The organism is Shinella sp. G-2, from assembly GCF_050172695.1.
GTDB lineage: Bacteria > Pseudomonadota > Alphaproteobacteria > Rhizobiales > Rhizobiaceae > Shinella.
The window spans coordinates 46409-70263 of record NZ_JBBEYH010000014.1; the positions used below are offsets into that span (position 1 = coordinate 46409).

At 61.7% G+C, this 23855-nt stretch carries 24 protein-coding genes and 1 pseudogene; 11 read left to right on the forward strand and 14 right to left on the reverse strand.

All coding sequences use genetic code 11. The features are described from left to right. Positions 1–242 precede the first annotated feature (242 nt). Both V8U06_RS19335 and V8U06_RS19340 read left to right on the forward strand, forming a co-directional pair. Entirely contained in the window at positions 243–491 is a 249-nt protein-coding gene (locus V8U06_RS19335) for a hypothetical protein (RefSeq protein WP_427142069.1), read from the forward strand. A gap of 236 nt (positions 492–727) precedes the next feature. After that, the gene (locus V8U06_RS19340) at positions 728–1027 is read left to right on the forward strand and encodes a hypothetical protein (RefSeq protein WP_427142070.1); all 300 of its coding nucleotides are present in this window, start codon (positions 728–730) and stop codon (positions 1025–1027) included. 19 nt (positions 1028–1046) lie between these two features. Here the strand turns inward: V8U06_RS19340 and V8U06_RS19345 are convergent, their stop codons facing one another. The 5 genes and pseudogenes from V8U06_RS19345 to V8U06_RS19365 all read right to left on the reverse strand — a co-directional run. Continuing rightward, entirely contained in the window at positions 1047–1364 is a 318-nt protein-coding gene (locus V8U06_RS19345; RefSeq protein ID WP_427142071.1) for a hypothetical protein, read from the reverse strand. A 114-nt stretch (positions 1365–1478) separates the two neighbouring features. Then, positions 1479–1940: a PAS domain-containing protein gene (locus V8U06_RS19350; RefSeq protein WP_427142072.1), complete on the reverse strand. Its 462-nt coding sequence runs from the start codon at positions 1938–1940 to the stop codon at positions 1479–1481. 445 nt (positions 1941–2385) lie between these two features. After that, a complete protein-coding gene (locus V8U06_RS19355) occupies positions 2386–2829 on the reverse strand; it encodes a hypothetical protein (RefSeq protein WP_427142073.1) in 444 nt (147 codons plus the stop codon). A gap of 9 nt (positions 2830–2838) precedes the next feature. Then, a complete protein-coding gene (locus V8U06_RS19360) occupies positions 2839–3222 on the reverse strand; it encodes a hypothetical protein (RefSeq protein WP_427142074.1) in 384 nt (127 codons plus the stop codon). A 308-nt stretch (positions 3223–3530) separates the two neighbouring features. Then, positions 3531–3953, reverse strand: a pseudogene (locus V8U06_RS19365) (hypothetical protein); the annotation flags it as partial. Between the two features lie 126 nt (positions 3954–4079). Here V8U06_RS19365 and V8U06_RS19370 point away from each other — a divergent pair. The 3 genes from V8U06_RS19370 to V8U06_RS19380 all read left to right on the forward strand — a co-directional run bounded on the left by V8U06_RS19370 (position 4080) and on the right by V8U06_RS19380 (position 6714). After that, a complete protein-coding gene (locus tag V8U06_RS19370) occupies positions 4080–4340 on the forward strand; it encodes a DUF1236 domain-containing protein (protein ID WP_427142075.1) in 261 nt (86 codons plus the stop codon). Between the two features lie 211 nt (positions 4341–4551). After that, positions 4552–4752 carry a hypothetical protein gene (locus V8U06_RS19375; RefSeq protein WP_427142076.1) on the forward strand — a complete coding sequence of 67 codons (201 nt, stop codon included), beginning with the start codon at positions 4552–4554 and terminating at the stop codon, positions 4750–4752. Positions 4753–5622: 870 nt separating this feature from the next. Next, the gene (locus V8U06_RS19380) at positions 5623–6714 is read left to right on the forward strand and encodes a YihY/virulence factor BrkB family protein (protein ID WP_427142077.1); all 1092 of its coding nucleotides are present in this window, start codon (positions 5623–5625) and stop codon (positions 6712–6714) included. A gap of 224 nt (positions 6715–6938) precedes the next feature. Here V8U06_RS19380 and V8U06_RS19385 read toward each other — a convergent pair whose 3' ends face one another. From V8U06_RS19385 to V8U06_RS19405, 5 genes are read right to left on the reverse strand one after another with little or no spacing between them, the layout of a single operon-like run. Further along, the gene (locus V8U06_RS19385) at positions 6939–7526 is read right to left on the reverse strand and encodes a DJ-1/PfpI family protein (RefSeq protein WP_427142078.1); all 588 of its coding nucleotides are present in this window, start codon (positions 7524–7526) and stop codon (positions 6939–6941) included. A 59-nt stretch (positions 7527–7585) separates the two neighbouring features. Then, on the reverse strand, positions 7586–8554 hold the full coding sequence (locus tag V8U06_RS19390) for a substrate-binding domain-containing protein (RefSeq protein ID WP_427142079.1): 969 nt from the start codon (positions 8552–8554) through the stop codon (positions 7586–7588). Between the two features lie 29 nt (positions 8555–8583). Next, positions 8584–9579 (reverse strand): ABC transporter permease, encoded by a 996-nt coding sequence (locus tag V8U06_RS19395; protein WP_427142080.1) that lies wholly within the window; start codon positions 9577–9579, stop codon positions 8584–8586. Beyond that, on the reverse strand, positions 9545–11137 hold the full coding sequence (locus V8U06_RS19400) for a sugar ABC transporter ATP-binding protein (RefSeq protein WP_427142081.1): 1593 nt from the start codon (positions 11135–11137) through the stop codon (positions 9545–9547). Before V8U06_RS19400 ends, V8U06_RS19395 begins: the two co-directional genes overlap by 35 nt. Then, positions 11134–11820, reverse strand: a complete 687-nt coding sequence (locus V8U06_RS19405; RefSeq protein WP_427142082.1) for a GntR family transcriptional regulator — start codon at positions 11818–11820, stop codon at positions 11134–11136. The genes V8U06_RS19400 and V8U06_RS19405 overlap by 4 nt, the downstream gene beginning before the upstream one ends. 100 nt (positions 11821–11920) lie before the next feature. Here V8U06_RS19405 and V8U06_RS19410 point away from each other — a divergent pair, with 100 nt between their 5' ends. From V8U06_RS19410 to V8U06_RS19425, 4 genes are read left to right on the forward strand one after another with little or no spacing between them, the layout of a single operon-like run. Further along, positions 11921–12925, forward strand: a complete 1005-nt coding sequence (locus V8U06_RS19410; protein ID WP_427142083.1) for an Ldh family oxidoreductase — start codon at positions 11921–11923, stop codon at positions 12923–12925. Positions 12926–12945: 20 nt separating this feature from the next. Beyond that, positions 12946–14145: an iron-containing alcohol dehydrogenase gene (locus V8U06_RS19415; protein WP_427142084.1), complete on the forward strand. Its 1200-nt coding sequence runs from the start codon at positions 12946–12948 to the stop codon at positions 14143–14145. A gap of 14 nt (positions 14146–14159) precedes the next feature. Beyond that, the gene (locus tag V8U06_RS19420; protein WP_427142085.1) at positions 14160–15623 is read left to right on the forward strand and encodes an NAD-dependent succinate-semialdehyde dehydrogenase; all 1464 of its coding nucleotides are present in this window, start codon (positions 14160–14162) and stop codon (positions 15621–15623) included. 17 nt (positions 15624–15640) lie between these two features. Then, entirely contained in the window at positions 15641–16480 is an 840-nt protein-coding gene (locus V8U06_RS19425; RefSeq protein WP_427142125.1) for an alpha/beta hydrolase, read from the forward strand. Between the two features lie 579 nt (positions 16481–17059). Here V8U06_RS19425 and V8U06_RS19430 read toward each other — a convergent pair. Then, positions 17060–17311, reverse strand: coding sequence for a DUF982 domain-containing protein (locus V8U06_RS19430; protein WP_427142086.1), 252 nt, complete (start codon positions 17309–17311; stop codon positions 17060–17062). Between the two features lie 903 nt (positions 17312–18214). After that, positions 18215–18994, reverse strand: coding sequence for an ABC transporter permease (locus V8U06_RS19435; RefSeq protein WP_427142087.1), 780 nt, complete (start codon positions 18992–18994; stop codon positions 18215–18217). Positions 18995–19106: 112 nt separating this feature from the next. Here V8U06_RS19435 and V8U06_RS19440 point away from each other — a divergent pair, with 112 nt between their 5' ends. Together V8U06_RS19440 and V8U06_RS19445 are read left to right on the forward strand one after the other, a co-directional pair. Beyond that, on the forward strand, positions 19107–21221 hold the full coding sequence (locus V8U06_RS19440; RefSeq protein WP_427142088.1) for a 4Fe-4S binding protein: 2115 nt from the start codon (positions 19107–19109) through the stop codon (positions 21219–21221). Continuing rightward, positions 21218–22099, forward strand: coding sequence for an FAD:protein FMN transferase (locus tag V8U06_RS19445; RefSeq protein WP_427142089.1), 882 nt, complete (start codon positions 21218–21220; stop codon positions 22097–22099). The genes V8U06_RS19440 and V8U06_RS19445 overlap by 4 nt, the downstream gene beginning before the upstream one ends. Here the strand turns inward: V8U06_RS19445 and V8U06_RS19450 are convergent. Both V8U06_RS19450 and pedF read right to left on the reverse strand, forming a co-directional pair. After that, positions 22096–22992, reverse strand: a complete 897-nt coding sequence (locus V8U06_RS19450; RefSeq protein WP_427142090.1) for a substrate-binding periplasmic protein — start codon at positions 22990–22992, stop codon at positions 22096–22098. The genes V8U06_RS19445 and V8U06_RS19450 overlap by 4 nt on opposite strands. Before the next feature lie 6 nt (positions 22993–22998). Further along, positions 22999–23685 carry a cytochrome c-550 PedF gene (gene pedF / locus V8U06_RS19455; protein ID WP_427142091.1) on the reverse strand — a complete coding sequence of 229 codons (687 nt, stop codon included), beginning with the start codon at positions 23683–23685 and terminating at the stop codon, positions 22999–23001. Between the last annotated feature and the right edge of the window lie 170 nt (positions 23686–23855).

The window sequence follows — 23855 nt, forward strand, 5'->3', positions numbered from 1 at the left end:
CCGCGACGGGGACAGTGATCGCCGACGCGCTAAGCGCCACGGCAGCTGCAAGCCTGATCAAGCGCGCACGTCGCGCACGCCGAGCATCCCATTCATACGCCATCACCAGTTCCTCCACCCAACAGAACAGCATGTGCCAGCCCGAGAGTCCACCCCGGCGTGTCGCCTCCTCAAAAGGCGCCATTGCAAAGTGGCAGTCGGCTCTTATGTCTTCGTCGCGGAGACAAATGGAGAAGCCGACAATGAGAGGATTCGTCACCAACGTCGCGATTGGCGATGCTTTCGAAATCACGGTACCAAGCAAAAGCAAAGGCCGCGACCAATGCACGACCGTCTGTCTCTGTTGCGACAGGGCGGACCAGCCCATGGACGATGATGGCTGCGGCATCTGCGACGCGTGCCTCGGCCTGCCGATTCGCGAGAATGAGGCTCTGGAAGGCCTTGAAGTACACGCGCGCCCCACCCATCTATCGCTCACCACCCGTGATTGATGACTGCCTGCAGCGATAATGTCTTGTCGCGCGTTCGTAGTTGTTCGGGTCCGAAGGGCGCTCCCCGAAAGGGTCGAGCGCCCTTCGTCATTTAGATTACTCGCCGGCAATTGACTTCCTGTCGTCGCGCGCCACATCAGGACTGCTATCCGTCATAAGCGGATGACTCGTGAAGATCAGAGCAGTGTCGCTGCACCAGGCCTTCTCGACACATAGACATGCATGCAGGGAACGAAATGCCCCTCATAAGGAAAAATGGCGCATCGGTGCCGAAGGAACTCGGTCTGTTCTGGCCGATGCAGACGATTGAGGGAACCACGATTGACGTCGTCGTCTATGCCAGCGCGCTGCAGTCGTTCGATCCGGCTCCAAGTGGCCCGGTCGGGCTGCTGAAAAAGCACCGGCCGCTCCTCGAACGTATTGCTAGCGAGAAATATGATCGAGACGGCACGGCCGCCAACAATCTCCTCCATCTCACCGACGATGATCTACGAGCTGCGAAAGCAAACGAGGGCACGGCGAACGAGACAGAGTAATGGGGGGACGTCCGCGGCGTTATCGGACATGCCTCGGCGGCGCTTCGGCTTCCTTGACGCTCATCGCCTTATCGATCTGCCGGATCACCTTCACCGCTTCCAGCAGGATCGCCTTCATCTCGTCGTCGTAGAGATGAAGGGGAATGCGACCGGCCTGAATGAGGTCCATGGCTTCGGCACTCTCTTGAAGCTTGGCCGGCTCGCCAACCAGCTCCCAGCCCTCCTTGATCGTGACATAGGCGCGTCCGAGTAGACGAAGCTTCTCGCTCGCGGTGAGGGTGTTCACCTCCTCGGCGGCCATGGTCAACTCGGCAATGACATCTGCGATCGTCTTCACCGCCAACCTCGATGTGCGAACACAAAGCTTTCACCTAAAAAAGGTAGCGCTCACATTGCCCAAGACAAGCGTCATCGGCCCGTCAGGCTAAGGAACAAGGCGACCTGCTCGTGGTTAGGCAAGCGATGAGGATATTCCATGCCCCGATACTTTTTCCATGTCCGCGAGCGCGATCATCTGCTGCTGGACCATGAAGGAGCGGATCATGATCGACTGCTGCGCGGCCGCCCGCTTCTGCGCGGTGATATCACGGGCGATCTTTGAGGCGCCGAGAATTTGACCCGCTTCGTTGCGGACCGGCGACACGGTCAGCGGCACCTCGATGAGTCCGCCGTCCTTGCGGCGCCGAACCGTTTCGAAATGATCGATACGCTCTCCAGCGCGCAGCCGGCGCAGGATTCCGTCCTCCTCATGGTGGCGATCCTCCGGGATGACGAGCGTGATCGGTTTGCCGATCGCCTCGGCGGCCGTATAGCGAAGAGACGCTCGGCGCCCCGGTTCCAGGTGGTGATGATCCCGCCGAGGGTTTTGCTGAGGATAGCATCGTCGGAGTTCTCGACGATGGCCGCAAGCCAAGCGGACGCCTCGGACGCACGACGTCGGTCATTGGCCGTGCGAGGGTCAAGATGGAAATCGTCGCCGCTGGCAGTGGTATTTTCTATCACAAGGAGCCTCCGGGACCGAAGATCGTCCTCGAGAGGATCTTGCCCACGATTTTCTACCATCACCTGCGACCCCACTATGTAGAGTGGTCCGCGTGCATTGTAAGGCTGGCGTTCGGTAGTCGGTTCCAAGCGGGTTTGAGCCGTTGAACGACCATACGCGGAAAAATGAGGTGAGCGATGCAGTACAAAGCTCACCCCTAAGACTCCGCGTCGGGACATCCGCAGAGCATATGTTGTCGGCCGGACATCGGGATAGGGTGCAAACCCAACGTATCTGCACATCGTGTTCCCCGACCGTAGAGGCCGATCGGCAGTTAGCCGCTAATCTCGGCTCCCAGCTTAAGAGCGGTCATGGGCTATTGGGCAGGCAGGAGAATGTTGTTCTCCGTGGTGCTTTTCACCGGCTTCTCGCCGGGAACATGCGACATCGTCCGGGTTTTGCTCTGAAGCTCGTCACCCTTGACGCGCGTCTTCGTCATCGACTTGCTGAAAGTGCCCTTGTCCATCGCCTGCGCTTTTGACTGCGCCTTGAGCTGGTTTGGGTTCTCATTGATCTTGGTCCGGCTCTTGGCTTTGCCGTCGGTCGCCGCCGCGCTTCCTGCCGAACCGATGGAGGCTGTGGTCCCGTCATCGGTTGCACAAGCGCCCGCTGTTCCGAGGGTGCTTGCAGACGTTCCGCCAGCAGCAGCGCTACCCGCAGAGCCGACCGTGCCAGCCGCGTTACAATCCTGCGCCTGCGCAGTTGCAGCCGAGAAGGCTACCGCCAGAGCGACGGCGGAAATGGAGAGAAGCTTTCTCATCATGATCTCCTACTTGTTCGGTTTAACAATGTCGCAGGTCCCGTCGGACCGTCGTGTGACGACGGAGCCATCTGGCCGTGTTACACTGGCACTCGAAAAAGCCTGTGCGCCATTCGTACTCGAGCTTGTCGAGGAACCCGCGCTTGACGATGCTGAACCGCTGCCCGAGTGCATCGTCGTTGTCTTGCCATCGATGGTCGTTGACGACGTGACGCTTCCACCGCCGGCCGTGACCGACGAGGTTGTGCCGCCTCCTGTGATACTGTTGCCCTCGATGACTGTGCAGGTGGTGCCATCGCCGAGCGTGACGGTTTCGGTGGCAAAGGCGCTGGACGTGAACAGCAGCCCGAGCGTCAGCGCCGCGGCGCGAAGCCTCAGAGTTTGGAATTTCATGTCGAAGCCTCCAAAAGTGTGGTCGGCCGCACGATTGCGGCCGACCGTCTTCCTCAGCACTTTTTGCCGTCTTTCTTCTTGGCCTGGCCGGGAGGGCAGTCTTTGTTGCTTACGTCGTCCTGAGCGGCGTCAGCAGCGCTGCCAGCGGTTCCGACCGAGCTGCTCGATTCTCCGCCGCCCGCAGAGGTGCCGCCGGTTCCCGTGGTCGAAGCCGCTCCCGAACCGCTGCCAGAACCCGCGGCCGAGCCGCCGGTGCCTACGGAGCTGCTCGATTCCCCGCCGCCTGCCGACGTACCACCCGTGCCGAGCGTCGAAGCCGAGCCCGAACCACTGCCGGAGCCTGCTGCTGAGCCGCCGGTGCCAACCGAGCTGCTGGATGTGCCATCGCCTGCAGATGTGCCGCCCGTGCCGAGCGTCGAGGCCGAGCCCGAACCGTCGCCAGAACCCGAGGCCGAACCGGCCGTGCCGACAGAGCTGCTGGACGTGCCGCCGCCGGCCGACGAACCGCCGGTGCCGAGCGTCGAGGCCGAGCCCGAACCGCATCCCTCGGTATCCGGCGTACAGTTCGTGCCGCCGGCTGAGGAACCACCCGTGCCTACGGTGCTGCTGGAGGTTCCTCCGCCGGCGCTGGTGCCACCGGTGCCGACAGTGCTGCTGGACTGTGCGTTTACCGACAGGGCCGTACCTGCCAGGAGGGCAGCGGCCAAGGCTGCGCTTTTAAGAATATTCATCTTCATCTCCTTGTTTTTCGCTTCGACTGGATCGCCGTGAAGCCGACAAACCAACCTTTCCGATCACAGCGTGTTCCTGAATAGGACCATTGCTGCTGGGGTTCAGACCTTCGTCCAAATGCCGGCGTGCGGTGGTCCGGGGCCAGGAACTTTGCCGAATCTCGGGGCTTCGTTTCCGTCAACCGAAACGAGCGAAGCCGTGTGCGGAAGGAGACAATCGCAATCGGCAAACCTCTCCCGAAGACTGTCGTCCTGACGCCGTCTCCTGAAGACCCAGCCTACGCCTATGCCGTCGTGAACAAGCAGCGCGTGATCGCCGATCCGGTTGTTCAGGTCATAAATCGACGGCGCATTTCACGCGGATCGGTTCCGCACGCTTGTTGCTAACCGGGGGCACCGTAACGTGCTCCCTAAGGATCGAGACCATGGCCAGACATTCACTTCACAAACCGCGAGAAAACTCATCCGGATTGGGTCTCGTCAGCGGATCGATCGCTTGCTGTATGCTGCTGATCACGGCCTATCTTGTCGCGGCGGACTTAAAAAACGCACCGCCGACCCGCGTGTATCTCGCCTCCGACTTTAGCGGGACGCACTGATGATCGAGCTAAGCGTCTTCCACTGGATGTCGGACATCTTCGATGCGGTAAGAGTCAGCGACGTTTATCGATCCGGGAACCCCATTCGCCCCACCAACCGCAAATGCGCTCCTATCGGCACTTACGACAGTGTCGCCGCGTCCTACCTTCAGACCCTCGAAGATATCGAGACCGTCCTTGCAGCAAGCCGGCGTTTTTAGCGCGTCGGGGAAAATTTAATGGATAGGTCGAACGGCGTGATAGAACCGTCAAAACGGCTCGTCCAGATCGGATGCGTTCTGACCGTTGCGAGGTGACAGTCCGGCACCAAGCAGGGCAGCTCCATTCTTGAGTTTGACGTCCGAAGACGAGAAATCCGGCCTGACCTATCTAGGAACCAATCACGTTCAAAGTCGCAGTCCCCATCGACTGGCGTATAGGCGGCACCAGGAATCGGCTTGCGGCGGTGACATCGGCACTGCTGTTGGGGCAATGAAACAAGGCGCCGAGGGCAGGCCCGCACGAACGGGTACCGACACGGCCGTCGCCCTGGCGAAGCCGCGCCACAAGGAAAACATCGCGAGTGAAGTCCGCCTCCTCGACACCGCCATCATTTCCTGCAAATTCGCCTGACGGGGAACTTCTGATCCCGGTCCGGGTTTCGTTGCGATCATGGCAAGGAGACAAGAAATGACCGCCAGTTCTATCGGTGAGCCAATCCCGCGTGGGGTGATATCATACCCAGGCCGCGAGGACGCGGCCGATGCGCAGGAAACCGCAGCACAAGACGCGACCTACCCTTGGAGCCAATTCACCGAAATCGGCTTGCGCCTAGCCTTCCTGCCCGCAGTGGCGTTGGCCGATTTCATAACCGCTAGCACAACCCTATGGCAGTCATGGGCGTTTCCATACTTGAAAACAAGTGACGCAAAACCGGTCCCTGAACTGAGGTCTGTTGATCGCATATCGTTTCCGAGCTGAGTTAACGGCTCGGAGCACATCGAGGGATATGTGGACACGGGACCCATTCCGCCGCCTCTGTCGTCGCTGCTAGACGACCGGGCGGATCATTGACGACCGGAGTTTTTGATATGGCTGGTCGTTGCACGAGCCCGAGACGGCTGACATCGCTGCTTGCGCTCACAGCAATTGCCGGCGCGATGATATGGCTCGGGGCATCGACGCGGCGAGCGACCAAGTTCGATGTTCATGAAATCGACGTCCGGGGCCGTACAGCCGACGTGCCGGAAGCAATACCGGTCAAAGGTCTTCGCGATGTCCTCTGGCGGGTGGTCCATGAGGTTTCGAGCGACCGGGTGATGCTCATCTCGGCAGGGGTGACATTCTACGTACTGCTGGCTATCTTTCCCGCTTTAGCGTCACTGGTCGCGCTATATGGCCTTATTGCCGACCCATCGACGATGGCAGATCATCTGAATGTCCTGGCCACGCTCCTTCCGCCCGGCTCCTTCGAGATCGTGGCCGATCGGGTCGCCAGTCTTGCCGCTAGCCGTGACAGAACCCTTGGACTGACCTTCTTCGCTGGGCTGACTATTGCACTTTGGAGTACGCGAAACGGCATCCTTGCCCTCTTCGACGCCATGAATGTGGCCTACGACGAGGATGAAAAGCGCGGTTTCTTCAAGCGGAACCTGATAGGGCTGGCGTTCACCGTCGGTGGGATCACGGGGCTCACTGCCTTGATCGGCGTCGTTGCCGTCTTCCCGGCCATCCTGGCGTATCTCTGGCTGGACGGAGCTGAGGAACGGCTGCTCCTGATCCTGCGGTGGCCGATTCTTCTGGTCCTCGCTTTCGCCGCCGTGACCTGCATCTATCGGTACGGACCAAGCCGCTCGCCGGCGCGCCTACGGTGGCTGACATGGGGCGCGGCGCTGACCGTCACCGCCTGGATCGCCATGTCCGCCGGCTTCTCATTTTATCTCCGCAACTTCGCCGACTACGATGCCGCCTATGGCGCTTTTGGCGCCCTAATGGGGCTTCTCGTCTGGACATGGCTGTCCGTCGGCATTCTCATTGTGGGTGCTGAGCTGAACGCGGAACTCGAACACCAGACCGCGCGGGACACAACGACGGGTCCGCCGCGGCCAATGGGCGCGCGTGGTGCGTTCGTCGCTGATACGCTTGGCGCAACAGCGGACGAAAGAAAGAGCATCGAAGAATAAATGCGAGATGACGGCACCGGTGGAGCCGACGTGTGCGACGACGGGAAAGGTGTGCCACGACGCCTGTCCGCTCCTCGCAGAGCGTCTAGGGAGCAAACTTCGTCGTCACGGCTGCCCGGAGGAATTACTCCATAAGTGAGACTTGGCGCAGCGTTGCGCTCTCATCATGCATGAAAGCGCCCCCGCTGAGATGCGGGGACGGATCGTCATGAATTGAGTGAAGGTCAGGCGTGCGTTATCTTCGTTCCGAGTACTTTCAGGCACTCGCGCATAAACGCGGCGAGCCCGGTCCAACCCTTGGCCGAGACCATATTCCCGTCGACGAAAGCTTCTGTCGGCTTCACGTCGATATAGATGCCGCCGACAGCAGTCACCTCCGGCTCGCAAGCGCCGAGGCCGGCGACCTTTCGACCCTTGAGCACACCTGGGACGGCCATGAGAATCTGCACGCCGTGGCAGATCGTGAAAATCGGCTTGCCGCTCTCATGGAAATGGCGGACCATGTCCTGGATGCGTTTGTCAGTGCGGATATACTCCGGACCGCGCCCGCCCGCTGCATAGACCGCATCGTACTCTTCGACGCGAACTTCGGAAAATGTCTTGTTGATGTCGGCGTAGTGGCCGAGCTTTTCCGTATAGGTCTGGTCGCCCTCGAAATCGTGCAACGACGTTTTGATCCGGTCTCCGGCCTTTTTGTCCGGGCAGATCACGTGGACGGTATGGCCCACCGCTTCCATCCCCTGCTGGAAAACGAATATCTCGTATTCCTCGGTGAACTCGCCGGTCAGCATGAGGATCTTCTTGCCGCTCATGTCATATCTCCTGTTATCAATGAGGGGGTGATGCCCGAATGACCGGGCATCACTGAGGGTCAGAATGGGGAAGCGGGGAAGTAGAACTGGTCAGCGTTGTCAGGCGTGATGAGCGGCGCTCCGAGTAGGAAGGAACCCCGCACCGGCGCTTGTCCGTTGAACTGGGCCGCGGTCATGTAGATGGCCGATTTGATCATCGACGGCGGATAGGGCGTCGAGATCGGCGTGCGCTCGTTCTTTTCCTTCACCATCTCGATGACCTGCTTCATGCCATTGCCGCCGAGAGCGTATTTGATGTCCTTGCGGCCGGCATTGTCGACCGCCTCGATGACGCCAAGCAGCATGTCGTCATCGTTTGCCCAGACGGCATCGATCTTCGGGTACTTCGCAAGATAGTCCTGCATCAGCTTGAAGGCTTCGTCCTGGTTCCAGTTGGCATACTGGATGTCGAGGATCTTGATGTTCGTCTTGGCGATGACATCAGAGAAGCCCTTGATGCGCTCGTCGTCAATGACTGTCGGGATGCCCCGCAGCACGACGATCTCCCCTTCCCCGCCGAGCTTGTCGGCAAGCCAGTGCGCCGTGTTGGCGCCGACCGCGATATTGTCGCCGGCCACATAGAGATCCTGGACCGACGGATCCGTGAGGCCACGGTCAACCACGGAGATGAAGGTGCCCTTCTGCTTGATCTGCTCGACCGGCCCAGTCAGTTCCTCCGACGTGAAGGGCAGAATGACAAGCGCGTCGAGCTTGCGGCTTGCTGAGAGGTCTTCCAGTGCGGAAACCTGCGCGGGCGCCGAAGAAGCGGTAGACAGAACGACATCGATGTTGGGGAATGCAGCCTCGATTTCCTTTTCGGCCTGCTCGGCGTGATAGACGACACCCCCAGTCCATCCGTGCGTCGCAGCAGGAATAGAGACGGCAATGGTGACCTTCTCCCCTTCTGCTTGTGCGCTGCCGAGCGGCAGGGCCAGAATGAGTGCAGCAGTCGATAACAACAAAACGGTTTTCTGCATGATGGACTTCATTTTCTCCTCCTTTGAAGTCAGTGCTGTTTTCAGCGGTTGGCGGTGAAGCGATGCGCCAGCATGGCGATGATGATGATCGCGCCCTGTACGGCGGCGACGAGGTATTCGGAGACCATGTCCGACAGGACCATGACGTTGGCGATGACCTCGAGAATGAGTGCGCCGGCCACCGTGCCGCCGATACGTCCCCTTCCACCGCGTAGAAGGGTGCCGCCGATAACGACGGCGGTGATGACCTGCAGTTCCCAGAGCTGCCCGGTCGTCGGCGTCGCCGCACCAAGGCGCGGCACGTAGCAGATCGCCGCGACGGCGACGCAGATGCCCTGTATGACGTAAGCGACGGTGCGGACGGCCGCGACGTTGACGCCGGAAAAACGTGCGACCTCGACATTCGAGCCTGCCGACGTCAGGCGGCGCCCGAACTTCGTCTTGTAGAGAAGGAACGCGCCCAGCATCACCACAACGAAGGTGATCAGGACCGGATAGGGAATGCCGAACACGCTGCCGAAGTACACCGGCCGATAGGCCTCGCGCAGGCTGCGGTCGATCGGCAACGATCCACCGTCCGTCATGAAGGTGATGAAGGCCCGGAAGATCCCCATCGTGCCGAGTGTCACGATGAAGGGTTCTATTTTTCCGATGGTCACGATGAGCCCGTTGAAAAGCCCGCACATCGAACCGACGACAAGCGCCAGACCCGCCCCCATTGGAAGGGCCCATGTTCCGAACGCCGGAGCGAGATGGTTCATCGCCATGATCATGATGCCCGTGACGAAGGCCATCATGGAACCGACGGAAAGGTCCAAGCCGCCGGACGAAATGACGAAGGTGGCGCCCACCGCGATGATCGCGATGAAGGCACTGCGCGTCATGACATTGATCAGGTTTGCCGGCGCGACGAAGTTGGAATTCACCAGCGCTCCGAGCAAGACGATCACCGCCAGAGCGATGAAAGGCGCAAGGTCTGCCCAGCGGATGCGGCGTCCCTCGTCAACGGAGATGATGGTTGCGGTCGCTGCAGTCATGTTCGTCCTCCCGGTCGTCTGCGCGCCCCCCAACGGTGGCGGCATAGACGACATTTTCCTCATTGATTTCTGCACCGCGAAGCTCGGCGACGACCTTGCCGGCCCGCATCACCAGGACGCGGTCGGAGAGCCCGACCAGCTCCGGCATTTCCGACGAGATGACGATGCAGGCCTTGCCCGCGCGCACCATCGCGTCGATGAAGTCGTAGATCTGGCTCTTGTTGCCGATATCGATGCCGCGCGTCGGTTCATCGATGATCACTACGGAGGGATCGGCCAGCATGACCTTGGCGAGCAGCAGTTTCTGCTGGTTCCCCCCCGATAGTTTTCCCGCGTCGAGGCGAAGAGAACGGACGCGGATATCGTAGTCCGCCACCGCTGCCTCAAGGCGGGAGAGCTCGCTCCGCTTGTCCAGAACAGCACCCGGATTGACGGCATCGAGCGCCTGAAGCGTAAGGTTCGGGCCGAGCTTCTCCTCCAGAAGGAGGCCCTTTCCCTTTCGATCTTCGGTCAGATAGACGAGACCGGCGTCCATCATCGTACGGACCGACCGGTGCCTGATCTCCTTGCCGTTGAGAACGACATTGCTCGCCTGCGAGGGACGAAGCCCCATCAGCCCTTCGATGAGTTCCGTGCGCCCCGCGCCGATCATGCCGCCGATACCGAGCACCTCGCCCGGCCGGACGTCGAAGCTGACACCATCGGAACCATGATCGACCGCCAAATCCGTAACGGAGAGGATTGGCGCGTCTTCGGTCGGAATACGCTTATGGGGATAGAGCATCTCCAGTTCGCGCCCGACCATCAGCTCGGCCATTTCACGCTGGCTGAGGCCTGCAGCAGGCCAGGTGCCGATCATCCGGCCGTCGCGCAGCACGGTGATGCGGTCGGCAAGCGCCTGCACCTCATCGAGACGGTGAGAAATATAGAGCACTGCCACGCCGTGATCGCGCAGCATCCTTACGATGTCGAGTAGCGCTGCGACCTCGTCATTGGCCAGAACAGCCGTGGGCTCGTCCAGAATGACGACTTTTCGCTCATCAAGTAGTGCGCGTGCGATCTGCACGAGCTGGCGCTGGGCAAGCGGAAGTTCACCGACACGATCTCGCGGACGCGCCGTCGAGCCGACTTTCGCAAGAAGTTCGGCGGTCCGGCGGTTCATCCCGCGATCATCGACCATCAGACCGTGGCTCATTTCACGCCCAAGAAACAGATTTTCCGCGACCGTCAGGTCCGGTGCCAGCAGAATTTCCTGGTGCACCAAAACGATGCCGGCCTGTTCCGCCTCCACCGCGTTTCGAAACCCGATCGGCTTGCCGTCCAGGAGCAGCCGACCTTCCGTCGGCGCGACATGACCGGACAACAACTTCATGAGGGTCGATTTGCCGGCGCCGTTTTCACCGATGATGGCGTGAACCTCTGCGGTACGTACATCAAGCGTGACATCGGAAAGGACGGTGATCTGGCCGTAAGCCTTGCCCAGGTTTTCGATCCGAAGGGTTGCGACCGCCGATTCCATCGGCGGCGCCAGGGAGTGAGGAGAAAGCACCGCGTTCATTCGAAAGCCGAAAGCAGCCGGTCGCGCGAACGCTCGATGTGGACGCGCATAGCTTCGGACGCTGCCTGCGGATCACCCGAGCGGAATGCCGCGAGCAGGTTCTCGTGCTCCTCGAGAGCCTCCTGCGTCACGCGCGTGTGGAACATCAGCCGGAAAATGTGCAGGTGAACATGTTGGTTCGACAGCGTGTTTCGGATGATCTCGTTGCCGGCGATCTTGAGGATCGCATCATGGAAGTGCGCGTCAGCGCGGGCGAAACGCGAATATCGCGTGTTGCGATCAACCGGCGCTGCGCCGTTGCCCATGTCCGCAGCGGAATTTTCAAGCCGCTGCAGCGCCTCGGGGGTCATGTTGATCGCTGCCAGTCTGGCGGCCTCCGGCTCGATCAGCAGGCGGAAAACGTAGAGATCCTCGAACTGCTTCCTGGTCCACTGCGGTGCAGCGCTATAGCCGACAAGATGCTCCTTGCGAACGAGGCCTTCGCGTTCGAGACGGCTCAAGGCCTCGCGGATTGGCGTTTGGGAGACGCCGATCTCACGGGCAAGCACGTCGATCGGAATCCGGGCACCGGGCGCGATCTCCAAGGACATCAGCCGATGGTAGATGTTGTCATAGACACCATCGACCACACTGCTCGGTCGAAGGCTGACCCCTCGGGCCTCCCGTTCCGCTGCGAATGCCACTTGCGTTCTCCAACTGCTTCTTGACACGCCGATATTTGTTGCAAATAAGATATCCCATGTCAAATACAATATCGTATATGATCTGATATAGGATTTTGAAATGAGGGTTGCGCCGGAACGGCTCCGAGAATTGGCGAGCGGGCTGCTCGAAGCACGCGACGTCCCTTCCGCCCATGCTCGCCTTCAGGCCGATCTTCTTCTGGAAGCCGAACTGCGCGGCCTGCCCTCCCATGGTTTGCAGCGACTGCCGATCATCCTTACTCGGCTGGACAAGGGCTTGGCCGATGGGCGAGCACGCGGAAGCGGAACATGGCGCCGACGCTCATTTCTCAGCGTCGATGGTGAGCGCGGCCTTGGGCCGGTGGTGGTCATGCAGGCCTTGGAAGCCGTGCGCCCCGTCGTGGGAGAGACAGGGATCGCCATAGCGGCGATCCGCAATACCAACCATATCGGCATGCTCGCCTATTACGCGGAGGCGGCGGCGAGGAGCGGCCTGATCTGCTTGGTCATGTCGACCAGCGAGGCACTCGTTCATCCATTCGGCGGAACGCAGGCCATGCTGGGCACCAATCCCGTCGCCATCGGAATCCCTTCCGGCGATCAGCCCTTCGTCCTCGATCTTGCGACGAGCGTCGTCTCCATGGGCAAGATCAACCATCACGCAATGCGTGGTATGCCCATCCCGCCCGGCTGGGCCGTGGACGCAGAGGGCTGGCCGACAACGGATGCGAAGGCGGCCAGGACAGGTGCCATCGCCCCGTTCGGCGGCGCCAAAGGATACGGGCTGGGCCTTGCGATCGAGCTTCTGGTCGCCGCCCTCGCCGGCTCCGAACTAGCACCCGATGTGCACGGCACGCTCGACGATATCCACGCCGCCAACAAGGGCGACCTTCTCATTATCATAGACGCGGCGGCGGGTGATGGCAGTGTCCACTCGATTGCATCCTATCTCGATCGGCTACGCGGCTCTCGCCCGTCCGATCCCGCAAGCCCAGTGGCCGTTCCCGGCGACGGCGCGCGCCAGCGCCGCGCCGCGACAGAACGCTCGGGAATAGAGCTGCCCCAACCGCTTTTGGAACATCTTTTGGCACTTGAAGCCGCGTGAATTATCGGAGGAGAAACGGAATGAACCTTTTCGGCACATTGAGAGCGCCGCGTGAGCTGCTTTTCGGCGCGGGGCAGCGGCTTGCTCTCGGAAGCATCGCCGCAAGGCTAGGCCGGCGCGCGCTTGTCATCACGGATACACGCCTCGCCGCGGATGCCGATTTCCTCATGCTCGTCAGGCAGCTAGAAGAAGCCGACATAGCGGTTGCGGTCGATAGCTCGACCCTCCCGGACGTTCCCGTCAAATCCGCGGAACAAAGCGCGGAAAATGCCCGAAACTTCTCACCCGACCTCGTCATCGGCATCGGCGGTGGCTCCTGCCTCGACATGGCCAAATGCGTGGCCCTGCTTGTCACGTATGGCGGGCGGCCACAAGACTATTACGGCGAGCATACCGTGCCCGGCCCGGTCATACCGCTGATCGCTATTCCCACCACCGCCGGCACCGGTTCGGAAGTGACACCCGTCGCCGTGCTTTCCGATGCCGAACGGAGCCTGAAGGTCGGCATTTCAAGCCCGCATCTCATTCCAACCGTCTCCATCTGTGACCCGGATCTTACCCTCTCCTGCCCGCCCGCGCTGACGGCGATCGCCGGGGCCGATGCATTGACGCATGCGCTCGAGGCCCTCACCGCAATCCGCCGCGACCCCGTTCCCGGCATCGCGCAACAGCGAGTCTTCGTCGGCAAGAACGAACTCTCCGATCAGTTCGCGCTCAGGGCCATCGCACTGCTCTGGCAGGGCCTGGAAGCGGCATGCACGAATGGCGGCGACCGTGCGGCGCGCGAAAAAGTCATGCTTGGCGCAACACTGGCAGGGCTGGCCTTTGGCGTGGCGGGAACCGCGGCCGCCCATGCCATCCAGTATCCTGTCGGCGCCCTCACTCACACTGCGCACGGTCTCGGCGTCGCCTGCCTCATGCCTTATGTCATGACATGGAACGCGCCCGTCATCCGCGCCGACCTTGCCAGGATAGCGCAGGCGGCGGGGCTGGCAGGACCCGACAATGTCATTCCCGAGCTCGTTTCCCTTTTCGCCCGGATCGGCATCCCATCCACGCTGCGTGAACTTGGGCTGGAAGAAAGCCGGCTTGCCTGGGTGGCCGAACAGAGCATCGGCATCGCGCGCCTCATTCAGAACAATCCCCGCCCCTTGAACCTCGACGAAATGCGAAACCTTGTCGCCGCCGCCTACCATGGCGACTGTTCGAGCCTGAATTGAAAAGGATTCCCACCATGACACTCCACGCCAAGATCACCGGCTATGCCGATCCCACCATGCACGCCGCCGGCCTTTACATCGGCGGCAAATGGCACAAGGGCGACGGAATCGCGGTCATGAACCCGTCCACGGGCGAAAAACTGTCCGACGTCGCGGATGCCACCGTCGAGGATGCGATGCGCGCCGTCGATACCGCAGAGGCCGCAGCGTCCGGCTGGCGGGCCACGCCGGCGAGGCAACGTTCGGAAATATTGCGCCGCTGGTTCCAACTCATGACGCAGCACGCGGAGGAACTGGCGACCCTTATCTCGCTGGAGAACGGCAAGGCGCTGCCAGACGCCCGCGGCGAAGTCGCCTACGCCGCCGAGTTCTTCCGCTGGTACGCGGAGGAGGCGGCACGTGTTCCCGGAGAATACCGCCACACGCCCTCCGGTTCACATCACATCCTCGTCGATCACGAACCGATTGGCATCGCGGTTCTGATCACGCCCTGGAATTTTCCGGCCGCCATGGCCACCCGCAAGATCGGCCCGGCGCTGGCAGCGGGCTGCACGGTGATCCTCAAGCCGGCGTCCGAAACGCCGCTGACGGCCTATGCCATGGCGCGCCTCGGAGAAGAAGCCGGCGTACCGCCGGGGGTCGTCAATGTGCTCACGACGAGCAGACCGGGCGCGGTGACCAATGCCATGCTCGCCGATCCGCGTGTGCGCAAACTCTCCTTCACCGGTTCGACGGGTGTTGGCCGGACGCTTCTCGCCGAGGCAGCAAAATCGGTCGTTAGTTGCTCAATGGAACTTGGCGGCAATGCCCCCTTCCTTGTATTCGATGACGCGGACCTGGAAGCTGCGCTGGAAGGCGCAATGATCGCCAAGATGCGCAACGCCGGCGAAGCGTGCACCGCCGCCAACCGCTTCTATGTCCAGACCGGCATATACGATGCTTTCGTCGCGGGGCTCACGGCGCGCATGGCCGCGCTGAAGGTGGGACCGGGATATGATCCCGCCACGCAATGCGGCCCCATGATCACCACGAACGCCGTCCACAAGATCGACAGGCTCGTCACCGATGCGATCGCCCTGGGCGCACGCGTAACCACCGGCGGCAAACCTTTAACAGAAAACGGTTATTTCTATCCGCCGACAGTTCTTGAAAACGTGCCCACCGACGCGGCGATCGCGCGTGAGGAAATTTTCGGCCCCGTCGCGCCTGTCTACCGGTTCGAAAATGAAGATGAGGCTGTCCGGCTTGCCAACGACACCGAATACGGCCTCGCCGCCTACATCTACAGCCAAGACCTGAAGCGCGCCATGAGGGTTGGAAAACAACTCGAAACAGGCATGCTCGGCATCAACAGGGGCCTGATGTCAGACCCGGCCGCGCCCTTCGGCGGCGTCAAACAGAGCGGTCTTGGCCGTGAAGGTGGCGTTACCGGCATACTGGAATTCATGGAGGCCAAGTATTACGCAGTGGACTACTGACAATGAGAGAGCCCATGATGACTTCCCAGGACCTCTACCGGATTCGAGACTTCGTTCCCGACTTCGACGCCATTGCCACAGAATTTGCTGAGCGCAGCCGGAAGCTCTCGGAGACGGCCGATGTTTTGGCCGATATCCGGTATGGCGCGCGTGAAAGGGAGGTTCTGGACGTCATACTCCCTTCACGTTTCAACGCCGGCGCCCCCTTGCATGTGTTTGTGCACGGCGGTTACTGGCGCTCGGGTGAAAAGGAAAACTACCGCCTTGTCGCGGCACCCGTCCTTGCTGCTGGCGGCGTCGCCGCCATCGTTGAATATGACCTGATGCCCGGCCAGCGCCTCCACGTGCTGGTCGACCAGGTGCGTCGGGCGGTGCTCTGGCTCCAGAAACACGCCAGCGATTTCGGCGCGGATCCTCGCAGGCTCACGGTCAGTGGCCATTCGGCAGGCGCACACCTTGCCTCGTTTCTTGCCGCACGGGGCCCGGAAGAGACGGCCGAACCATCCCTTCCCGAGATAAGCGGGCTTCTTCTCGTGAGCGGCATCTACGATCTTTCGGAGATTCCGGGCAGTTTTCTGCGCGACGAGGCCGAAATGACGCTGTCGGAAGCAGCGGCATGGTCACCTCTGACCTCAATTCAGCTTCATTGTCCTCAACGGATCATAGCATTCGGCACAGAGGAAACATCGCCCTTCCACCAACAGGCCACGGCTTTAACCGCACAACTCAACGCTCGGGGCAGTGTCTCGGAAATCCTCCCGCTGCCGGGTTTGAACCATATGAGCGTCGTGCTGGATTTGGCGGATCCGGCCGGTCAGTTGGGCGGCCGTGTCGCGAGCATGATCTCGTCGATTTGAAATCAAGGCACGTACGTGAGATCAACCGGTGTTAGCGGTCTCTCCGATGATTTCGGCGAGGCCGCGCAAGGGCGTTCCGTACAGCAGGAACGAGTTCCTTATGGTCGCTGTGTCGCTACGGCAGTCTTGCCATCCGGCATGGAGGACGACGTCGACCTCAAGAATGCCACCCAAGTTCTCAGGCCGACAGCAAAACCGATTGGGTCGAACCAAAGCCTGCCTTCGCAGAACGATTAACGTTTCCCCGTTCGTCGACAAGCCTTGCGCTTCGGCCCCTAAAGTATCGGCTGAACGCAGCGCTCGACTTCTATCGAATCTGGTATCCTCGAAAAACCCCGTGGGATCCGCAAAGCATCGGGTTCTAAGCGCCGAAATCTGGAAGGACGCAGTTTTTCTCGTGCACCGCGTCCTTCCCAACCCCGGAGTGTGAGGGGAGACATCCCTTACTCTCATTCAGATAGAACGGACGCGCCTTTCGACAATAGCCGTTCAAGGCCAACAACGCTCGCCCGGCTGGCGGGATCTGCGGTCGCGCTCTGGAGAGCGCAAATCTCCTAGCTGTGACGTCGGCCCGTCCAGTCATCGCCACTGCCGGAGAATGCCAACTTCGGCGGCTGCCTCCTTGAATGCCTCGGCCGCCGCAGAAGCGTCCACACGGCCTTCGATTGCTTCGATGCACGCCCTGCGCGCTGCTGCGAAAGTCTTGCCACCTTGTTTTGGCCAACTGGTCATCAGCCAAGCGAGGGCATCTCGGGTATTTGTAATGCTTTTGAAGTGGTCCCCATTGTCGATAGCTATTTCGACGGCGGGGTCCCAGAGCTCTGTCATCATCGGGATAACCTGTGTGTCCATCTATGAAGTTGCTAAAACGCCGGATGTGGCAACAGGTTTCTCCATGGGACTTTGGTCCAAAAACCGCTGACAGGTATCGGCGAGAAATCCGACCTCTGGCACAAGAGTGCCGCGGGCAAAGACGCGCGATGCGGAGCACTGTTTGCAAAGCGAGGGTGCGGGACCTTTTTGTGCCCTGCTATTTTCTACCCATTGCCATCTCGTCCCTCACCACAGGATCGTCATCAAGAAACTCTTGCTCGGCCTCCGCGCCGACTGCGTCGAAGTAGCGGCGCATGAAGGTCTGGAAAGAAGCCGCCTATGCAATGTCCGCGATATTGACGTCTCTCAATCCGACGGACCGCAGGCGCTGGATGTTCGCCTCCGCAATCGCGGGCGCGTCCACCGTGGTCTGTTTCGCATAGGTCAGCATCTCGACCTGTTGCGCAGTTAAGTCAGCGCTCCGGTATTCCTTCGGATGGCAGCGCTTGCTCCCCCCAAGGATCATTGCGGAAATAGACGTGAGGACAGTAGCTGGCCGGTACATGCTGGGCACAAACGAAGGCAATCAGGCGAAAATTCAGCAATCTCGGAGAGAAACCGTCTCGTATTTGGTAAAGGAGAGCTTCCACGGGAACGAGAACGACCGGGCGAGCAGACCAGTATTGGGTCGCCGGCCCCCTGGGCTTTCTCGGCGGCGTAAACCGCGGCAATCTCACCCGCCTCTTCCGGTTGAATTGGTTTGATGAACATGTCCCTCAGACACCGTTCGACCGCCGGCATGATAAGGTCGATCGCGCTCGCGCAGCATTGTCTATTCTCACGGCCGTCTCGATGTGATTGTTCGACAAACCGTTGCACCGGGCATTAAGTCGATCGACGTTGCTTTTTTTGCGCGGCTATTCAATTGTCTGGGGCTTTTCGTCTCCAATGGGTAGAGCGGCTCTCCCAGGGTTGAATCAGAAAACGCTCCACCGCAAGCATGCAGGCCACGAAGGAAACGGAATAGGCGAGGATGTGGGCGACCTCGAACTGCTGGAAATAGAGATGGATCCGGAAGCCGACCCCGTTTGACCGGCCAAGAAATTCGACCACGAGCACGATCTTCCAGATGACGGCGATACCGTTTCGCGCCGCGACGGCAAGCCACGGCCCAAGCTGTGGCAGGATCACGTGCCGCAACCGTTCGCGGCACGACAACCGGGCGACGAAAGCCAGATCGGCGAGAGCGGGATCCAGGGCGCGTACGCCCTGTCGCACGGTGACCATGACCATGGCGGTCTTGTTGAGTGTCACCGCGACGACCGCCGCGACCTCATTGAGGCCGATCCACAGATAACAAAGGACGATGAGCACCAGCGCGGGCAGGTTCATGAAGATCGTTACCCACGGATCGGCCCAATGATTGAAGCGCCGGAAATGACCGAGAAGGATGCCGAGCAGGGTGCCGATCGCCATTGCGAGGCCGAAGGAGACGGCAACGCGGGAAAGCGTCGCGAAGAGATCGCGTGTGAGCCGCCCGGCGGCGAGTTCCGACCGGAACACGCGCGCCACCTCGAGCGGATCCGGCAGTACCGTCCGGTCGGCCTTGAGCGCCGCAAGCGCGGTCCAGAACAGCACGAACAGGACGAGGGAAAGGATGAACACGCCACCGGACGGACGGTCGTCTAGGCTTTTCTGCATAAGACATCTCCCGTCCGCACCATAGCGGCATCCCCCATAAGCCGATCCGCGACCTTGGTCGTATGGCGGCGGCTCTCTTCCTGCATAGAAATCGGCGGGGGAGGATTGCTGCATGGGGAAAGGCCCGACACTTCAAACGGTGCTGCGGCGCGCCTTTCTCGTCGTCGGCGCAATCGTCGTGGTCGCGATCGCCGGGCTCCAGGCCGTGCGCGCCGCGCCGCTGGACCGGGAAGCGCTGCAGGCGATGATCGTGCCGCCCTATGCCCTCGGCGAAGCCGTGAACGACAAGGGTGTATGGACGCTTCTCAATTCCGGCGGCGCGGAGGCCGGTTATGTCTTCGAGACCGGTCCCCTCGCCCCGCTTCCCGGCTTTTCCGGCGCGCCCATCGATATGCTCGTGACCATCGACCTCGATGGCCGTTTTCTCGATGTCAGGCTCGTCTCGCACAATGAACCGATCTTCGTATCCGGTCTCGGCGAAGCACCCCTTCATGCATTTCTGAAGCAGTACCGCGGCCATTCGATCCGTGAGCCGCTGGTCGTCGGCACGCCCTATGGCGATGCCGGCAATGGCTCGGACCTCGTCTATCTCGACGGCGTGACCAAGGCGACGGCCTCGGTGCGAATTGCCCATGAATCGATCCTGGCCGCAACGCTCGCCGTCGCGCGCGAGAAGATGCAGGGCGTTGCAAGCGGCCCGCCCGCTTACCCCGACCCGGCGATCGATGCGGCGCTCGACTGGGCGACGCTCGTCGAGCGCGGCTATGCCCGCAACCTCAAGGTCACCAACGCCGAACTCGACGCAGCCTTCCAAAAGACCATCTGGGCGCATGACGATCCCGACGCCGCGGCGGACCCCGAGGGCCTCTACCTCGATCTGTGGGCCGTCGACATCGGGCCTCCGGCCATCGCCAGGGCTGTGCTGAGCAATGACAGCCTTGCCGATCTTCAACGCCTTCTTCGGGTTTCGCCTGACGACGAACCCGTTCTCGTCATCGACGCGGGCCGCCACGGCCTCGTCTCGCAGGATTTCGTGCGCAATACGGCACCGGACCGGCTCTCGGCGGAACAGGACGGCCTGCCCCTCGCGCTGCGTGATGCCGACATGCTGGTGGAGACGCAGGACGGCGTGCCACACGGCACGCGCATGGTCCTGCGTATCGACCGCCGCCTCGGCTTCGACCCGACGCGGGAGTGGACGCTGGCGGCGCAGGCCGTGCGCGCGCATGGGATGCTGAAGCCGGAAAGCGGATCCGCCCATTTCCCGCTCACCCTCAAGGCCGACGGGCAGTTCTTCGCTCGCCCGCAGATCTCCGTTGCCCTGCCCGCATGGCAGGCGGCGATGGTCTCCCGCAAATGGGATCTCGCCCTTCTCTTTCTTTTGCTTGCCGGCCTGCTCGCCGCCGTCGGTCCGGGCATGCACAGACTTGCAAGGCCTGCGGTACTGCGCCCTGCGCGGCTCGGCTTTCTCGCCCTCGTCATCGGGTTCGTCGGATGGTGGGGCCAGGGCCAGCTATCGATCGTCACACCGCTTGCCGCGCTTCGGACGGCAATGGGTGGCGGCAACCTCGCCGTGCTGCTGTACGACCCGTTCTCGCTCATGATCTGGAGCGCGACCATCATCGGCTTCCTGCTCTGGGGGCGCGGCCTGTTCTGCGGCTGGCTCTGCCCCTTCGGCGCCATGCAGGAATTTGCCCACCACGCCGGCCGCCTGCTGCGACTGCCGCAATGGAACCCGTCCCCGGCGTGGGACGCCCGGCTCAAGGCCGGGACGTGGCTGTCGCTTGCGGCCCTCGTCGCCATTGCCGTGTTCGCACCGGAAAGGGCGGAAACGGCGGCCGAGATCGAACCCTTCAAGACGGCCGTCACCACCGGCTTCCAGCGCGAATGGTACTATGTCGCCTATGCCCTCTTCTGGCTGGCCCTGGGTGCGATCACCTTCAAGGGCTTCTGCCGCTACCTCTGCCCGCTTGGCGCCCTGATGGCGTTGGGCGGCCTGCTCCGCACACGCAGATGGATCCCGCGACGCGTGGAATGCGGCTCGCCCTGTCAGCTCTGCCGCGTGCGCTGCCCCTATGGCGCCATCAAGAAGACAGGCCATATCGCCTATTCCCAATGCTTCCAGTGTCTCGATTGCGTGTCGATCCATGACGACACGGCGCAATGCGTGCCGCTGGTGCTTGCCGCGCGAAAGCGCGCATCACAGCCGGCGGGAGCCCAGCCATGAAGCGGCGGCGCTTTCTCTTCATCGCCGCGGCGACGGCATTTGGCGGCCCTGCGCGCGCCGAGATCACGACATGGCAGGCCGATATGCTCGGCGGTACGGTGCGTATCGACCTGCGCGGCCCGCGCGCGCTTTCCGCCGATGTCGTGCGCAACGTCGGCGCCACCATAGCCGAGGTCGAGGCCGCAGCCAGTCTGTTCAAACCCGCCTCGGCTTTGCGCCGTCTCAATGCCGCCGGCCGTCTTGACGAGCCGCCCGCCGCCTTGCTCGATCTGTGCAGCCTGGCTGATGATCTCTACCGTCGTACCGACGGGCGCTTCGATCCGACGGTTCAACCGTTATGGCGCGCCCTTGCCGAAGGCCGCGATACCGCGGATGCAAGGGCCGCGATCGGCTGGAACCGGGTGCGGATCGGAACGCCCATCCGGCTCGACGATGGCCAGGCGCTGACCTTCAACGGGCTTGCACAGGGGTATGCGGCGGATCGGGTACGCGCCCTGCTTCGCAAGGCAGGCTATAATCAGGCTCTTGTCGAAATGGGGGAATACGCGACGATCGGCGGACCATTCACCGTCGCAGTGGAGGATCCGGACATCGGTACCGTTGCGGTCCGGCGGCTGACGGGAAATGCCATCGCGACCTCCAGCCCGGCCGCCATGCGCATTGGCGGCAGCTTTCATATCCTCGGACCGAAGCGTGAGGCCCCATGCTGGTCAACGATTTCGGTGGAGGCGGACGACGCCGCCATGGCCGATGGTTTCTCGACAGCGTTCTGCCTGATGCCAGCCGACGACATACGCGCCACCCTGCTTCGGGCACCGTCCATCGCGCGGGTTACGGCGGTCGACCTTTCCGGCGACGTCTCGACCTTCGTTCGCTAGCGTTGCGGCGCGGTGAACGTCAGGCCGTGCGCAGCGAAAATGCGCGCGATCTCGCCGTCGTTGAGCGCGGCCTGGATGGCGTCGTCAACCGCATAGGCAAGATCCTTGTGCTGGAAGTTGATCCCGACGCCAAGCGTCCACTGGCCACGGCCAAAGCCCACGAGCGGTGGCGAGTGCACCTTCAGCCCTGCCTGCGGATGACGGGTGAGCCCCTCTTCCAGCTCGGCACGCGGCCCCATGGCAGCCTTGGTATCCCCTTCCGCCAATCCGTCCATCGCAGCGCCGGTCGAGCGATAGCGGTGGATCTTGTCGACGGATCCGATCAGCGATGTCAAGTAGAAATCGGCGATCGAGTCGTTTTCGACCGCGACCGGATCGAAGCGGAAGAAGGCTGGCGACGGCGCCTTCTCGGTGTAGTCTGCTGCACGGTAGGCGATCGCCACGTTTTCGGCGGCATATTGGCCCGTGAAGGTCACCTGCTCGATACGACAGACGAGTGCGCTGTCATAGGGCACATGCAGCATGACGTCGCTGACCCGCCCCCCGACAGCCGCTCCTTTCCAAACGTAGTTCAAGAGGTCGGCCTCGAGGTTTTCCCCGGAGGCCACCAACCTGAATTTCGCCTCCAGGCCAAGGGCCTTGGCAATCACCCGGCCGATGTCGATGTCCACACCCGCGGGCTTGCCCTTTTCCTCATAGGACCACGGAGCATAGTTCTCATAGACGGCGAACTCGATCCACCCTTCCTCGACAATGCGATCGAAACTCCGGCCGACATCCTGCGCGAACGTGTTCTGCGGCTTGGGTTGGGGCTTGTAATCCTCGCAACGTGCGAGAGCCCCGCCCGGCAAGGCGAAGCCGATCAGGATCCCGATAAGGGCGCGGGTCAGCATGGCGGTCTATTGCGTGGCGGAAAGGCCGACGGTCAGGACTTCTGCCGCCTTTTTCCAGCTTTCCGGTTTGTCGGAGAGGATGCGGGCGGCTTCATAGGTGACGCTGTCGGCAATCGGCGCGCCGGAAGCTGTCTTCACATCGGTTGCGATCGTCTCAAGTTCCTTTTTCAGGGCTGCCGTATCCGACACCTTGCCGCTGCCAAGTTCGTCGCGGATCTCATGAAGGCGCTTGGCGTGGGCGTCGAGCGCGCCATCCTCCGGCCGTGTCTCGACATAGGTGCGGATCGCCCAGGCCGCTTTCTGACCGAGAATGTCGCCGAAGGCAGGCATCTTCGTCGTGCCGTCCTGCGTATAGCCGTGACGGAAACGCTCGATGAACCATTCGTCGCCGACTTCCTCCGCCTCGAGGAAGCGCAGGTCAGGCGCAAGACCGCCGGAAACAGCGCCGAGGCCATGACAGCGCGCGCAGTTCTGGTTGAAGCCCGAAGCACCGATCTCAACAGCCTTCAGCCAGGTTTCGTGCCCTGCCTTGGCCTCGCGGTAGGGGTTTTCCGTCAGCCACTCTTCGCCCACTTCGGGCAGCGCGTCCGTGTTGACCGGTTGCGGCGCCACGTCGCCATGGGCGACCACCAGGCTCGTCGTTGCTAAAAGGATGGCTGCGGCAATCCCGCCACGAATTGTGTTGGCCGACATACGGTCCTCCCTCGCATTCAAGACTGCCGGTTTTCTACGGCAGGCAAGCCGCGCCGCGATATGCGACCTAGGTCTCCCCACCCCATGGCACCAAGGTCGTATTTCGGCGTTGGCCGGGTATGGCCATGCTGGCAGCCGGGAGGACATGAAATGCCGACAAGTCTTGCACC

Bases quoted from the DNA above. Each gene is read 5' to 3' on its own strand.
- V8U06_RS19335 (WP_427142069.1), top strand. From the start codon at position 243: ATGAGAGGATTCGTCACCAACGTCGCGATTGGCGATGCTTTCGAAATC.
- V8U06_RS19340 (WP_427142070.1), top strand. From the start codon at position 728: ATGCCCCTCATAAGGAAAAATGGCGCATCGGTGCCGAAGGAACTCGGT.
- V8U06_RS19355 (WP_427142073.1), bottom strand. From the start codon at position 2,829: ATGAGAAAGCTTCTCTCCATTTCCGCCGTCGCTCTGGCGGTAGCCTTC.
- V8U06_RS19360 (WP_427142074.1), bottom strand. From the start codon at position 3,222: ATGAAATTCCAAACTCTGAGGCTTCGCGCCGCGGCGCTGACGCTCGGG.
- V8U06_RS19375 (WP_427142076.1), top strand. From the start codon at position 4,552: ATGATCGAGCTAAGCGTCTTCCACTGGATGTCGGACATCTTCGATGCG.
- V8U06_RS19380 (WP_427142077.1), top strand. From the start codon at position 5,623: ATGGCTGGTCGTTGCACGAGCCCGAGACGGCTGACATCGCTGCTTGCG.
- V8U06_RS19385 (WP_427142078.1), bottom strand. From the start codon at position 7,526: ATGAGCGGCAAGAAGATCCTCATGCTGACCGGCGAGTTCACCGAGGAA.
- V8U06_RS19390 (WP_427142079.1), bottom strand. From the start codon at position 8,554: ATGAAGTCCATCATGCAGAAAACCGTTTTGTTGTTATCGACTGCTGCA.
- V8U06_RS19395 (WP_427142080.1), bottom strand. From the start codon at position 9,579: ATGACTGCAGCGACCGCAACCATCATCTCCGTTGACGAGGGACGCCGC.
- V8U06_RS19400 (WP_427142081.1), bottom strand. From the start codon at position 11,137: ATGAACGCGGTGCTTTCTCCTCACTCCCTGGCGCCGCCGATGGAATCG.
- V8U06_RS19410 (WP_427142083.1), top strand. From the start codon at position 11,921: ATGAGGGTTGCGCCGGAACGGCTCCGAGAATTGGCGAGCGGGCTGCTC.
- V8U06_RS19415 (WP_427142084.1), top strand. From the start codon at position 12,946: ATGAACCTTTTCGGCACATTGAGAGCGCCGCGTGAGCTGCTTTTCGGC.
- V8U06_RS19420 (WP_427142085.1), top strand. From the start codon at position 14,160: ATGACACTCCACGCCAAGATCACCGGCTATGCCGATCCCACCATGCAC.
- V8U06_RS19425 (WP_427142125.1), top strand. From the start codon at position 15,641: ATGACTTCCCAGGACCTCTACCGGATTCGAGACTTCGTTCCCGACTTC.
- V8U06_RS19430 (WP_427142086.1), bottom strand. From the start codon at position 17,311: ATGATGACAGAGCTCTGGGACCCCGCCGTCGAAATAGCTATCGACAAT.
- V8U06_RS19435 (WP_427142087.1), bottom strand. From the start codon at position 18,994: ATGCAGAAAAGCCTAGACGACCGTCCGTCCGGTGGCGTGTTCATCCTT.
- V8U06_RS19440 (WP_427142088.1), top strand. From the start codon at position 19,107: ATGGGGAAAGGCCCGACACTTCAAACGGTGCTGCGGCGCGCCTTTCTC.
- V8U06_RS19445 (WP_427142089.1), top strand. From the start codon at position 21,218: ATGAAGCGGCGGCGCTTTCTCTTCATCGCCGCGGCGACGGCATTTGGC.
- V8U06_RS19450 (WP_427142090.1), bottom strand. From the start codon at position 22,992: ATGCTGACCCGCGCCCTTATCGGGATCCTGATCGGCTTCGCCTTGCCG.
- pedF (WP_427142091.1), bottom strand. From the start codon at position 23,685: ATGTCGGCCAACACAATTCGTGGCGGGATTGCCGCAGCCATCCTTTTA.